Genomic DNA, 12,837 nt, shown 5'->3' with positions numbered 1-12,837 from the left:
GACTCGAGAGCTCAACGAAGGAACACTCATGACGAATCCGGCAGCTGCCGAGCTGATCGCGCGGTCCAACCGCCTCGGCGCCGACCCCAGGAACACGAACTACGCGGGCGGCAACACGTCGGCCAAGGGCACCGAGACCGACCCGGTCACCGGCGAGCCGGTCGAGCTGCTGTGGGTCAAGGGCTCAGGCGGCGACCTCGGCACGCTCACCGAGGCGGGCCTGGCAGTCCTGCGCCTGGATCGCGTGCGCGCCCTTGTCGACGTCTACCCGGGCGTGGAGCGCGAGGACGAGATGGTCGCCGCGTTCGATTACTGCCTGCACGGCAAGGGCGGCGCGGCGCCGTCGATCGACACGGCCATGCACGGGCTGGTGGATGCCGCGCACGTCGACCACCTGCATCCCGACTCGGGCATCGCGATCGCCACCGCCGCCGACGGCGAAGAGCTCACCCCGAAGATCTTCGGCGACAAGGTCGTGTGGGTGCCGTGGCGTCGTCCCGGGTTCCAGCTCGGGCTGGACATCGCCGAGATCAAGGCCGCGAACCCGCAGGCGATCGGCTGCATCCTCGGCGGGCACGGCATCACCGCGTGGGGCGACACCTCCGACACGGCCGAGCAGAACTCGCTCTGGATCATCGAGACCGCAGCCGCGTACATCCAGAGCCACGGCAGAGCCGACCCGTTCGGCGGCGTCCGCACCGGTTACGAGGCGCTGCCCGAGGCCGAGCGCCGGGCGAAGGCCGCCGCGCTGGCACCCACGATCCGCGGGCTCGCGTCGACCGACAAGCCGATGGTCGGCCACTTCACCGACTCCGACGTCGTGCTCGACTTCCTCGCCTCCGAGAAAGCTCCGGCGCTCGCGGCGCTCGGCACGAGCTGCCCCGACCACTTCCTGCGCACGAAGGTCAAGCCGCTGATCCTCGACCTTCCCGCCGACGCCGAGGTCGAGGCATCCGTCTCCCGCCTCAAAGAGCTGCACGAGCAGTACCGCGCGGACTACCAGGCCTACTACGACGCGCACGCCACCGCAGAGTCGCCCGCGATCCGCGGCGCCGACCCGCTCATCGTGCTCGTGCCCGGCGTGGGCATGTTCTCGTACGGTGCCAACAAGCAGACCGCCCGGGTCGCCGGCGAGTTCTACGTCAACGCGATCAACGTGATGCGCGGTGCCGAGGCGCTGTCGACGTACACCCCGATCTCGGATGCCGAGAAGTTCCGCATCGAGTACTGGGCCCTCGAAGAGGCCAAGCTGCAGCGGATGCCCAAGCCCAAGACCCACCAGGGCCGCATCGCGTTCGTCACCGGCGCGGCATCCGGAATCGGCAAGGCCATCGCGACCCGCCTCGCCGCCGAGGGTGCCTGCGTGGTCGTCGCCGACCTCGATCTCGAGAAGGCGCAGGCCGCCGCCGCCGAGCTGGGGAACTCGGATGTCGCGATCGGCGTGGCCGCGAACGTCGCCGACGCCGCGGGGGTGCAGGCCGCGATCGACGCGACCCTGCTCGCGTTCGGTGGCATCGACCTTGTCGTCAACAACGCCGGACTGTCGCTCTCGAAGCCGCTGCTCGAGACCACCGAGAAGGACTGGGACCTGCAGCACGACGTGATGGCCAAGGGCTCGTTCCTGGTCGCCAAGGCTGCCGCGAAGGCGCTCATCGAGCAGAAGATGGGCGGCGACGTGATCTACATCTCGTCGAAGAACTCCGTCTTCGCGGGCCCCAACAACATCGCCTACTCGGCGACCAAGGCCGACCAGGCCCACCAGGTGCGCCTGCTCGCGGTCGAGCTCGGCGAACACGGCGTGCGCGTGAACGGCATCAACCCCGACGGCGTCGTGCGCGGCTCGGGCATCTTCGCAGCCGGCTGGGGCGCCAACCGCGCCGCCACCTACGGCGTCAAGGAAGAGGATCTCGGCCAGTTCTACGCCAACCGCACCATCCTCAAGCGCGAGGTCGTGCCCGAGAACGTCGCCGACGCCGTGTACGTGCTGACCGGCCCCGAGCTCTCCCGGACGACGGGCCTGCACATCCCCGTCGACTCCGGCGTCGCCGCCGCCTTCCTGCGATGACGATCCGGTCCGACATCCGGCCGCGAGTGCGGCTGTTTCCTGCGAGCGCTGCGTCGATCGGTGCAGCACTCGCAGGAAGGTGCAGCGGTCGCGCACACGGGGTCCCGCGATGACCGGCGGCGTCGTCGCTGCCGTCGATCTCGGCGCGACCAGCGGCCGCGTCATGCTCGGGTACGTCGAGAACCGGATGCTTCGACTCGAGGCGGTCTCGCGATTCCCGAACGGCCCGGTGGCCGGGCCCGACGGCCTGCACTGGGACTCCCCCGGGCTGTACCGCCACGTCGTCGAGGGCCTGCGCGAAGCCGTCGCCCGGGAGCCGGAACTGGCGAGCATCGGCATCGACTCCTGGGCGGTGGACTACGGCCTGGTCGCGGGCGGCGAGCTGCTCGCCGAGCCGTTCCACTACCGCGATGAGCGCACCGTCCGCGGGGTCGAGCAGGTGCACGCCGTGGTCCCGTTCGACGAGCTCTACCGCCGCAACGGGTTGCAGTTCCTGCCGTTCAACACGCTGTACCAGTACGTCACCGAGCGCGCGCTGAGCGATGCGGATGTCGCGCTCCTCATCCCGGATCTAGTCGCCTTCCTCCTCACGGGCGCACAGGTGGCCGAGCGCACCAACGCGTCGACCACCGGACTGCTCGATGTGCGCACGGGGGAGTGGGACCTCGAGTCGGCCGAACGGCTCGGGATCCCGGCATCCGTCCTTCCTCGCCTCGTCGATCCCGGGACGCACCTCGGACCGCTGCGAGGTGCGGCCCGTGAGCGCATCGGTGCGCCGGTCGAGGTCGTCGCGGTCGGATCGCACGACACCGCCTCGGCCGTCGTCGCGGTTCCGCTGAGCTCGCCGAACGCCGCGTTCATCTCCTGCGGCACCTGGGGTCTCGTCGGCATCGAGCTGGAGGAGCCGGTTCTGACGGATGCTGCGCGCGAGGCGAACTTCACAAACGAAGGCGGCGTCGACGGACGGGTTCGCTTCCTCCACAACGTCACCGGCCTGTGGCTGCTGAGCGAATCCGTGCGCGCCTGGGAGGCGGAGGACGGCTCGGCGATCGACCTTCCGGAGCTGCTGGAGGCTGCGGCATCCGTCGACGGTGGCGTTCCGATCTTCGACGCCAACGACCCCCGCCTATCGGCGCCCGGAGACATGCCCGTGCGCATCGCCGCCGTGATCGACGAGACCGGAGCTGCCGTGCCCGGATCACGCCCAACGCTCGTGCGCGCCATCATCGAGAGCATCGCAGACGCCTTCGCGACCGCGGTCGACACCGCCGGGCGTCTCACCGGACGCGACATCGACGTGATTCACCTGGTCGGTGGCGGATCCCTCAACAATCTCCTGTGCCAGGCGACGGCCGACCGATCCGGGCTGCCCGTGCTCGCCGGCCCCGTCGAGGCCACCGCGATCGGCAACGTGCTGGTGCAGGCGCGTACGCACGGCTGGTTCGGACCGGATGCCTCGCTCGAGACCCTCCGCAAAGCGGTCGCCGAGGCCTTCCCGCCGGTGCGGTACGAGCCCGAGGCGGGAAGTCGATGACCGCGACCACGCGCGGTGGCGCTACTGGGTGACCTGCGCGTTGAGCCGATCGAGGAGCGTCTCGAGGGCGACCTCGAACTCTTCGTCGCTGCGGTCTTCGCTGAGGAGGGGGCGAAGGCGCTCCACCTGAGGCGCTCCGTCCAGGTCGGCTCGGCCGTCCCGCTCCGGGATGTCGGCGTCCCCCTCGTCGAGTGGCTCCTCCACGGGGCTCGTCTGCGCGCCGCGGACAGCGGACTCCAGGAGCAGCTGCCCGAGAAGGAAGCTGCTGAATGAGCGGTATGCGTCCACCGCCTGCTCATCGCTGAACCCATGGCCGATCAGCGCGCTCAGGAAGGCGTCGACGACCTCGATGCTTCGGAGCGGGGGCCGAAGCCACGGCGCCGCCGGATGACGGGTGGCCACGAGGGGGAACGCGTTGGGGTGGTCGATGGCGATCTGCCGGACCTGGTGGGCGAGGGTCTGCAGGAACCCTTGCCAGTGTTCGGAGAGCTCGTCGTCGAGTTGTGACGTCAGATTGCCCATCAGCAGATCGACGACGCCCTCGAGGAGATCTTCCCGACCGTGCACGTACCGGTAGAGCGACATCGCCTCCACGCCCAGCGCCTGGGCCAGCGAGCGCATCGACAGGCCCTGGGCGCCTTGGCTGTCGATCTGCTCGAGCGCGGTCTGGACGATGAGTGCGCGGCTCAGTTTTCCGGCGGCCGATGCCTGCCGCTTCTGCTGCCCGCCGCGCTCCGTCATGGCACTCCCATCTCACCCCCGCGATGCGGGTCCGTCACGTACACGCTAACCACGCTTACGCCGTAAGCTAAGCCGGAGGGCTCACTCGACGAGGGGAGGGGACGTGGGCAAGTTCCAGTACGGCGACACCATCAGTCACGACTTCGACGACCGCGTCCTCGCGCATCTGGAAGTCGTCATCGTGCAGAAGCTGCGCCGCAACGAGCCCTTCCTCTTCGCCTGGAACCGGGACATCTCGCTCGGCTCCGGACGCACCAGTGTCTGGGTGCACTCCCATGCGCTGCTGGCGTTCAGGTACAACGGCGGGCGCCCCCCGACTCTCAACCGTCACTGGCTGGAGGCCCTGGTGGCCGCCGCGAACTCCCCGCAAGGGCTCCGCGTGCTCCCCGAGCCCCAGGCCTCCGCCGTCGGCGCCGGTCTGGGCGAGGCAGACCTCGATCAGTAAGGCCAACCCACAGATCTCGGCCCAGCTGTCGAATTCGGGGCGGGTCGTTCGCTGTCCTCTCGACGGAGCCGGAGACGCCGGCCCGCGAGAGTGAAGGAGCCAGCACCATGTCGAAGTTCGCCATCCTCATCTACGACGACCCGACGTTCTACATCAACGCGACACCCGAGGCGTGGGAAGCCGTGGTCGACGCGCACAACACCTTCCGCGAGCAGGTCGTCGAGCTCGGCGGGTCGCTCGCGGCGAGGCGCTCGCGCCCACGGCCTCCGCCGCCAGCATCCGGGGTGGCAGCACGGTCACCGAGGGCCCGTTCGTTCAGACGAATGGGTCCATCAACGGCTACTACGTCATCGAGGCGCGCGACCTCGAGCACGCCGTCGAGATCGCCACGCAGTGCCCGGCACCCGGCGGCGGCGTCGAGGTGCGCGCGGTCGTGGACCCATCGACGAACCCCTTCTGATCGGCGCCGGGCAGGCGGGTTTCCGGCGCGCTGTCGAAAACGCGCTTGCTCGTTCGCCGTAGTGGTGAAACGGTTCCACTGACGAGAGGACACGACCGTGAAGTACGTCATCATGTTCACCTTCGACCCCGAGCTCGACGCCCAAGTGCCCGAAGAACGGATGCAGGCCCTCTACGCACGCGCCTACCAGTGGTACGGAGACAACGCGGCGCAGATCGCCGATGGTGGCGCCCAGCTGCAGCCCGCCGACACGGCGAAGACCGTGAAGTACAGCGGGAGCGGTCCTGTTCCGGTCGATGGACCGTACTCCGAGGCCAAGGAGGTCGTCGGCGGCTTCAGCGTCATCGACGTCCCGGACATGGACGCCGCGGTTGCGCTGGTCCAGACGTGGCCGTTCCTGGAACTGCCCGGCTGGGGCGTGGAGATCCGCCCGATTCTGACCGTCTCCGGCCAGTCCGAGGAGTGAGCAGATCGGATGCCGCGACCCCACCACCTCCCGCGCATCGGACGGTGACGAGGGATCGAGCGAAGGGTCGCGGCATCCGTTCTCCTTCACCCGCGGACGGTGCGCTGACTGTCCGGACTCTCACCGGGCGGACGTCCGCCGCGGACAACAGTGCATCGGCGACGTCGTACTGAGGTACCAGGCCGCGCCCCGAGGACGATGCCGCAGTCCGATGTGGCCGGAACCCGGCGAACGTACCGTTGCGGTCATGATCAGAGCAGAAGGTCTCACCAAGAAGTACGGCGCGAAGACCGCCGTCAACGGAATCGACTTCGTTGTGCGACCCGGTCGGGTGACCGGGTTCCTCGGGCCGAACGGAGCCGGCAAGTCCACGACGATGCGCATGATCGTCGGCCTCGACCGGCCGACAGCCGGCACCGTGACCGTGAACGGGAAGCCGTACGCGCAGCACCGTGCCCCGCTGCGGGAGGTCGGCGCGCTGCTGGACGCCAAGGCGGTGCACACCGGGCGAACCGCCTACAACCACCTGTTGGCGATGGCCGCGACGCACGGACTGGGAGCGACGCGGGTCCGCGAGGTCATCGAGATGACGGGGCTCGAGTCGGTGGCCCGCAAGAGGGTGGGCGCGTTCTCGCTCGGCATGGGGCAGCGCCTGGGCATCGCCGCAGCGCTGATCGCCGACCCGGCGACGCTCATCCTCGACGAGCCGGTCAACGGGCTCGATCCCGAGGGCGTGCTGTGGGTGCGTCGTCTCGTCAAGCACCTGGCCGCGGAGGGACGCACCGTCTTCCTCTCGTCGCACCTCATGAGCGAGATGGCGCTCACCGCCGACCACCTCATCGTGCTCGGCAAGGGACGGATCATCGCCGACGCTCCGGTCGCCGACATCATCGCGGGCGGCACCGGACCCCGCGTGCGGGTTCGCTCGCCGCGGGTCGACGATCTCGCCCGGCTCGTCGCCGCGGGCGACGTGACGGTGACGCAGTCGGATGCCGACCGGATCGAGATCACCGGCATGGAGGCGTCGCAGGTCGGCGACCTCGCCTCGCACCACGGGCTCGTCCTCCACGAGCTCACCCCCCTCAATGCCTCCCTCGAAGAGGCGTACATGAGCCTGACCGCCGACGCGGTCGAGTACCGAACGGAGGTGGTCCGATGACCACCCTTTCCCTGCAGTCCGAACTCCGCCCCTCGAAGCCGAACGGCGCCGACCCGTCGTTCGGGGGCGCGCTCCGGTCCGAATGGATCAAACTGCGCAGCCTGCGCTCGACGGTCTGGTCATACGCCATCGTGATCGCCATCTCTCTCGGGATGGCGGCGCTCGTCGCGTTTGCTCTCACCACCATGCCCGAGGGATCGGCGGCGATCGACGCGACCGACGGCACTGCCGGGTCGGTCGTGCAGGCCTCTCTCGCGGGAGTTCTCTTCGCGCAGCTCGTCGCGGGCGTGCTCGGGGTGCTCGTCATCAGCGGCGAGTACACGACGGGCATGATCCGCTCGACCTTCGCGGCGATACCGACGCGCCTTCCGGCGCTCGCAGCCAAGGCGGTCGTGCTGTTCGCCGCGACCTTCCTCGTCGGGATCGTCGCGAATCTCGCGGGCTACGTCGCCGCCTCGCTCGTGTTCGCGGGGGAGGGCATCTCGGCCCCGCTGGCCGAGCCGGCCGTGTTCTGGCCGATCCTCGGAGCGGCGGTGTGGCTGGCGATGGTGGCGCTCTTCGCGCTCGGCGTCGGCGCGGTCGTGCGCAGCAGCGCGGGCGGCATCGCGGCGGTCCTGGGCGTGCTGCTGCTCCTGCCGATCGTGCTGCAGCTCATCCCCGCCGAATGGGCGCAGGACCTGGTTCCGTACCTCTTCTCGACGGCCGGATCCGGCATCTACTCCTCGTCGAGCCTGGAGTCCGTGGGAGACGCGTTCGGCGTCTGGGCCAACCTGCTCGTCGCCGGGATCTGGGTGACCGTATCCCTCACCGCGGCGGCGGTGCTGATGCGCCGACGCGACGCGTAGAGTCCGAGCATGGCGGAAGCGGAACCATCGGCCTCCCCCGGTCACCCGATGACGGTGGCCGGGGGAGCCGTGCGCCTTCCCCGGCCGCCCGGAGCGATCCGCCGGTTCTGGTCGCGGCATCCGCGGCTCGTCGACGGCCTCGTCGCCGCCGCATACTTCATCCCGACGATCGCCGGGACGATCGCTACGGCCCAGGCCGGCACCGTGCCGGCGTGGGCGGTCGTCGTGGCGATCATCGTCGTCGCCGGGACCACGGCGGTGATGTTCCTGTTCCGGCGTCGCCGTCCGTGGGTGCTCGCGGCCGCCGCCTGGTGCTCGAGCCTCCTGGTGTACCCCCTGGAGTCGGTCGACGTCTTCGCGATCCTCGTGGCACTGTACGCCCTGGCCGTCTACGGGTCGACGCGGGCGGCGTGGATCGCCCTCGGGATCTCGGCGGTCGTCGGCATCGTGTCCGCCTTCATCGCGGCCGGGCTCCCCGCCGACGGGGGCGCAACGCCGACGGCCTCGCCGTACGTCGCGTCGGCTCTCGTCGTCGCGGCGATGCTCATCGCCACGCTCATCGGCGTGAACGTCGGCAACCAGCGTCGCTATCTCGCGGCGCTCATCGCGCGGGTCGGTGATCTCGCGCGGGAGCGGGATCAGCAGGCGCGACTCGCCACGGCGGTCGAACGCTCGCGGATCGCTCGGGAGATGCACGACATCGTGTCGCACAGCCTCACGGTCATGGTCACCCTGGCCGAGGGCAGCGCGGCCGCGGCGACCACCGAACCCGCGCGAGCGGCCGACGGCATGCGGATCGTCGCCGAGGCCGGACGCGACGCGCTCGCCGACATGCGCCGGATGCTGGGCGTGCTGTCCGAACCCGCGGCGTCGGCTACGGAGGGCCGTAAACCCCAGCCGGGTACCGCGGCGCTGCCGGACCTCATCGGCAGCTTCCGCGCCGCCGGACTTCCGGTGCGGCTGTCCATGACCGGTGCCCCCGTGGCCGACGCCAACCTGGAGCTGACGGTGTACCGCATCGTGCAGGAGGCGCTGACCAACACGCTCCGGCACGCGGCATCCGCTCAACATGTCGACGTCTCGATCAGCCACTCCGACGGAGAGGTCCGGATCGAGGTGGTCGACGACGCCGTGCCGGCGGCGGCTGTGCCGGCGGACGACGGTGGGCACGGCCTCATCGGCATGCGTGAGCGCGTCGCACTCTACGGCGGCAGCTTCACAGCCGGACCGCGGCCGTTCGGGGGATGGCGCGTCCACGCCGTGCTCCCGACATCCTCAGCCGGGGCGGTGAGCTCGTGAACGAACGCATCCGCGTGGCGATCGCCGATGATCAGCTGCTCGTGCGCGCGGGTCTGCGGATGATGCTCGAGGCCGAGCCCGACATCGAGGTCGTGGGCGAGGCGTCCGACGGTCGTGAAGCCGTCGAGCTGACACGGTCGCGAAGCGTGGACGTGGTGCTGATGGACGTGCGGATGCCGGGGGTCGACGGCATCGCGGCAACCGAGACCATCGTCGCGGCAACGCGTTCGACTCGCGTCCTGGTGCTGACCACGTTCGACCTCGACGAGCACGCGTTCGCAGCGATCCGCGCGGGAGCGAGTGGATTCCTGCTCAAGGACGCGCGGCCCGCCGAGCTCCTCGCGGCGATCCGCACGGTGCACGCGGGGGACGCGGCTCTCGCGCCGCGGGTCACCCGCCGCTTGATCGAACTGTTCGGGCAGGAACTGCCGCGCACGGCTGGTGCGGAAGAGTCGCCCGAACTCGCGATGCTCACCGCGCGCGAGCGCGAGATCCTCGTGGCGATCGGCGCGGGGTTGAGCAACACCGAGATCGCCGATCAGCACTTCCTCGCCGAGTCGACGGTCAAGACCCACGTGGGCCGCCTTCTCGCGAAGCTCGGCGCGCGCGACCGGGTGCAGCTGGTCATCTTCGCGTACGAGCACGGCCTCGTCCCGCGGGCGTGATTCAGTCGGCCGACTTCCGACGAGGTGCGGCCGATCGGGGCGGCAGAGCGCGCATGTGCTCGCGGACGCGGCCGAGGATGTCGCCGAGGCGGCGGATGTCGTCGGCGCGGAGCGGGTCGAGGAAGAGCTCGTGCAGCAGCGCGAGGTGGCCGGGGAAGACCAGGTCGAGCACCGCTCGGCCGGCATCGGTGAGGCTGACGAGCGTGCCGCGCTCGTCATCGGGGGACGGCGAGCGCGTGATGAGTCCGCGCTGTTCGAGCAGCTGCGCCTGGTAGGTCAGGCCGCTCCGGCTGTAGACGACTCCGTCGGCCAGGTCGGTCATCCGGGTGCGGCCCTGGGGCAGATCGTTGAGCCGCGCCAGTAGCTGGAACTGCACGTAGCTGAGATCGCCGGCGTTCTTCAGCTGCTTCTCGACCGCGTGACGCAGCAGGCTGCTCACCTCGATGAGCGCGAAGTAGGCGTTCAGCTGCGACGGGGTGGGGGCGTCCGGGTCGGTCATGCTCCGAGTGTAGCCAGTGCTGCGAACTCGAAGTAGTTGCTTCGAACTCGAAGCGGTGGTAGCGTCGTCGTTGCTTCGAATCCGAAGCACTGATGAAAGGACGACATCATGAAGGCATGGCGGTTCCACGAGGTCGGCGGACCGGAGGTCCTCGAGATCGACGAGGTCGATCTGCCGGTTCCCGGCCCGGGCGAGGTGCGCGTGCGAGTGGCGGCCTCCGCCTACAACGCGGCGGACAACGGCATGCGTGCCGGATTCCTGCCGATCCCCGTCCAGCTTCCGCACGTTCCCGGGTACGACGTCTCGGGTGTCGTCGACGCCCTGGGTGCGGGCGTCGGCGATCTGGCGATCGGCGACGCGGTGATCGGTTTCCTGCCGATGGAGCGCGACGGCGGGGCGGCCGAGTTCGTCATCGCACCGGCAGAGGCGCTGGTCGCCGCGCCCACGAGCGTGGCGTTGACGGATGCCGCGGCCCTGCCGTCGGTCGCGCTGACCGCGTGGCAGGCTCTGTTCGACGAGGGTCGCCTCGAGCGAGGACAGCGGGTGCTGATCGTCGGCGCCGGCGGCGTCGTCGGAAAGTACGCCATCCAGCTCGCGAAGCGCGCAGGTGTCTTCGTGGTGGCTACCGCGAGCCCCCGAAGCCTCGACGCCGTGCGCGCGGCGGGTGCCGACCAGGTCATCGATCACACGATGAGCGACCCGCTCGACGCGCTCGAAGGGACGGTCGACGTGCTGCTGAATCTCGCCCCGATCACGCCGGAGCAGTTCGCCGCGAACGTCGCCGCGGTCCGCGACGGGGGCGCGGTGGTCAGCACCACCGCCTTCATGGCCACGCCCGGTGACGACGGCCGCGGCGTCCGCGCGGCGACCGTGTTCGTGCGCCCCCACCGCGAGCGTCTGACCGAACTGGTCGCGCTGGTCGACCGCGGCGAACTGACACTCGAGGTCACGCGCCGGATCCCGTTCGGCGACCTGCGCGTGATCCACGCCGAGGGTGCGGCCGGGCGCATCCCCGGCAAGGTGATCGTGCTGGCCCCGTGACCCCGGCCGCGTCTCCGGCCCCCGATAGAGTTCCCCTTATGCCGGGGAATGCCACTGTCACCCTGCGGGCGCGCACCGAGGCCGACGTCGACGTACTGTACGCCGTCGCGTCCGACCTGGAGACGTGGGAGGAGCGGCGCCCGTCCCTGCCGGCGCCGCTGACGCGGAAGGCCTTCGAAGACCGTCTCGCCGAGGTCGACAGCGGCGCCGACAAGGGAATGGACTTCGTCGTCGAGGCGGACGGCGACGCCGTCGGCAGCGTCTCCCTCTTCTCGTTCGACGACCTCGCCCGCCACGCCGAGGTGGGCATCGCCCTTCGGGCGGATGCGCGGGGCCGCGGCATCGGCACCGCCGCGATCGAGCAGATCCTCCGGTTCGCGTTCGTCCGCTGCAACCTGCGGCGGGTCCACCTGCAGGCCATCGCGTCCAACGCCGCGGCTGTCCGCGCCTACGAGAAGGCGGGCTTCGTCGTCGAGGGGCGCCTGCGCGAACACGCATGGGTGCGAGGACGGTACGAAGACATCGTGGTGATGGGGATGCTGCGACCCGAGTGGGAAGCACGCCACCCGACGTCATGACACCGACTGCCGAGCGCGCGCCGGGGTCCGGCATCCTTCAGCGTGCTCTCCGCCCGGTCGGGTGGTTCTGGCGGTCGCCGGCACGGATCGTCGGGCTGGTCGTGGCGGTGGTGCTGAGCCAGTGGGCGCTCTTCCGGGCGGACGCGGTGTTCGAGGGGATCGCGGGCGTGCCGACGCTCGACACGCAGAACGACCTCGACGCCGCGACGGCGACCGCGCAGATCGACGCCTACTCGGGGCAGGCGGTGGCCGCGTACGAGCTCTTCCTGTTCATCGACTTCTTCTTCCCGCTCCTGGCGGCGCTGCTGCTGTCCGGCGTCGTCTTCGGTGCGCTGACGGCGGCGAATCGCCGCACCCGGTGGACGGTCCCCGTGTGGCTCGCGCTCGCGTGCCTGCTGCCGGCGCTGTTCGACTACGCCGAGAACGTCGGCTGGGCCGGCGCGGTGGCGTCGAGCGCCGGGCCCGGCTGGATCGCGGCCGGGCTGATCGCGAAGGGACTCAAGCTCGCCGCGCTCGGGCTGGCCGGAGTGCTCGTCGCCGCGAGCCTCGTCTATCTGCTCGTCGTCGTGCTCGCGACCTGGAGAAGAAGTCGGTCCGCGTCGCGCTGACGATGACGACGGATGCCTCGGCCCCGAAGCCGGCCAGGGCTTCGGCGCCGACAAGGCGTGGCTGTACGCCACGATCCTGACGATCGGCTACATGGTCAGCCGTGGTCTGGCGAAGGCCGGAAGCCGCGAGTTCTACGACCGCGACGACCGCCACGACGGCCCGGGTCGCCGCTGACACGATCGCGGCACACCCCACGAGGAGCGGGCACCGGCTGGTCCGGTGCCCGCTCGCGCGTTTAGCTTCTGGTCCTCGGATTGGCAAGGGGTGAGGCAAAGGACGTGGATCTCTGTTTGGGTCCTTCAGGTGCAACAGCACACGGCGTTCCGGGAGCATCGACGGGCTAGCTGTTCTTCCCCGACACGTTGTGAACACCTGAGGTAGGCGAAGACCTCCGGGACGATGTGGGTACCACCCTCACATCCGCTCCACGG

The 12,837-nt window shown here is 70.1% G+C and carries 14 protein-coding genes; 12 read left to right on the top strand and 2 right to left on the bottom strand.

Annotated features, from left to right (window positions below; genetic code table 11):
• Positions 1 to 28 precede the first annotated feature (28 nt).
• Positions 29 to 2,065 carry a bifunctional aldolase/short-chain dehydrogenase gene (locus tag ACFUTX_RS16205; RefSeq protein ID WP_378867062.1) on the top strand — a complete coding sequence of 679 codons (2,037 nt, stop codon included), beginning with the start codon at positions 29 to 31 and terminating at the stop codon, positions 2,063 to 2,065.
• Positions 2,066 to 2,174: 109 nt separating this feature from the next.
• Complete coding sequence (locus tag ACFUTX_RS16200; RefSeq protein WP_378867059.1) at positions 2,175 to 3,599, top strand: rhamnulokinase family protein; 1,425 nt, start codon at positions 2,175 to 2,177, stop codon at positions 3,597 to 3,599.
• A 21-nt stretch (positions 3,600 to 3,620) separates the two neighbouring features.
• On the opposite strand, the gene ACFUTX_RS16195 is transcribed toward ACFUTX_RS16200, so the two are convergent.
• On the bottom strand, positions 3,621 to 4,340 hold the full coding sequence (locus tag ACFUTX_RS16195) for a TetR/AcrR family transcriptional regulator C-terminal domain-containing protein (RefSeq protein WP_378867056.1): 720 nt from the start codon (positions 4,338 to 4,340) through the stop codon (positions 3,621 to 3,623).
• A gap of 103 nt (positions 4,341 to 4,443) precedes the next feature.
• Between ACFUTX_RS16195 and ACFUTX_RS16190 the strand changes: the two genes are divergently transcribed.
• From ACFUTX_RS16190 to ACFUTX_RS16160, 7 genes are all read left to right on the top strand, one after another.
• Positions 4,444 to 4,785, top strand: a complete 342-nt coding sequence (locus ACFUTX_RS16190) for an ATP-dependent DNA ligase (protein ID WP_378867053.1) — start codon at positions 4,444 to 4,446, stop codon at positions 4,783 to 4,785.
• 172 nt (positions 4,786 to 4,957) lie between these two features.
• A complete protein-coding gene (locus ACFUTX_RS16185; protein ID WP_378867050.1) occupies positions 4,958 to 5,245 on the top strand; it encodes a YciI family protein in 288 nt (95 codons plus the stop codon).
• 97 nt (positions 5,246 to 5,342) lie between these two features.
• Positions 5,343 to 5,711 carry a YciI family protein gene (locus tag ACFUTX_RS16180; protein WP_378867047.1) on the top strand — a complete coding sequence of 123 codons (369 nt, stop codon included), beginning with the start codon at positions 5,343 to 5,345 and terminating at the stop codon, positions 5,709 to 5,711.
• A 247-nt stretch (positions 5,712 to 5,958) separates the two neighbouring features.
• Entirely contained in the window at positions 5,959 to 6,870 is a 912-nt protein-coding gene (locus ACFUTX_RS16175) for an ABC transporter ATP-binding protein (protein WP_378867045.1), read from the top strand.
• Entirely contained in the window at positions 6,867 to 7,715 is an 849-nt protein-coding gene (locus ACFUTX_RS16170; RefSeq protein ID WP_378867042.1) for an ABC transporter permease subunit, read from the top strand. Before ACFUTX_RS16175 ends, ACFUTX_RS16170 begins: the two co-directional genes overlap by 4 nt.
• A gap of 9 nt (positions 7,716 to 7,724) precedes the next feature.
• The gene (locus ACFUTX_RS16165) at positions 7,725 to 9,014 is read left to right on the top strand and encodes a sensor histidine kinase (protein ID WP_378867039.1); all 1,290 of its coding nucleotides are present in this window, start codon (positions 7,725 to 7,727) and stop codon (positions 9,012 to 9,014) included.
• Positions 9,011 to 9,679, top strand: coding sequence for a response regulator (locus tag ACFUTX_RS16160; RefSeq protein WP_378867036.1), 669 nt, complete (start codon positions 9,011 to 9,013; stop codon positions 9,677 to 9,679). The genes ACFUTX_RS16165 and ACFUTX_RS16160 overlap by 4 nt, the downstream gene beginning before the upstream one ends.
• 1 nt (position 9,680) lies before the next feature.
• Here the strand turns inward: ACFUTX_RS16160 and ACFUTX_RS16155 are convergent, their stop codons facing one another.
• Positions 9,681 to 10,178, bottom strand: a complete 498-nt coding sequence (locus ACFUTX_RS16155; protein WP_378867033.1) for a MarR family winged helix-turn-helix transcriptional regulator — start codon at positions 10,176 to 10,178, stop codon at positions 9,681 to 9,683.
• 108 nt (positions 10,179 to 10,286) lie between these two features.
• Between ACFUTX_RS16155 and ACFUTX_RS16150 the strand changes: the two genes are divergently transcribed.
• Genes ACFUTX_RS16150 through ACFUTX_RS16140 form a run of 3 tightly spaced genes read left to right on the top strand, consistent with a single transcriptional unit; the run spans position 10,287 to position 12,405 of the window.
• Positions 10,287 to 11,219 carry an NADP-dependent oxidoreductase gene (locus ACFUTX_RS16150; protein WP_378867030.1) on the top strand — a complete coding sequence of 311 codons (933 nt, stop codon included), beginning with the start codon at positions 10,287 to 10,289 and terminating at the stop codon, positions 11,217 to 11,219.
• 38 nt (positions 11,220 to 11,257) lie between these two features.
• Entirely contained in the window at positions 11,258 to 11,797 is a 540-nt protein-coding gene (locus tag ACFUTX_RS16145) for a GNAT family N-acetyltransferase (protein ID WP_378867027.1), read from the top strand.
• On the top strand, positions 11,794 to 12,405 hold the full coding sequence (locus ACFUTX_RS16140; RefSeq protein WP_378867024.1) for a hypothetical protein: 612 nt from the start codon (positions 11,794 to 11,796) through the stop codon (positions 12,403 to 12,405). Before ACFUTX_RS16145 ends, ACFUTX_RS16140 begins: the two co-directional genes overlap by 4 nt.
• The last annotated feature ends 432 nt before the right edge of the window (positions 12,406 to 12,837 follow it).

Origin of the sequence: Microbacterium sp. NPDC057407, assembly GCF_042803895.1 — a bacterium.
GTDB lineage: Bacteria > Actinomycetota > Actinomycetes > Actinomycetales > Microbacteriaceae > Microbacterium.
The sequence above is the reverse complement of the archived record's forward strand: the minus strand, read 5'-3'. Positions and strand labels throughout refer to the sequence as shown.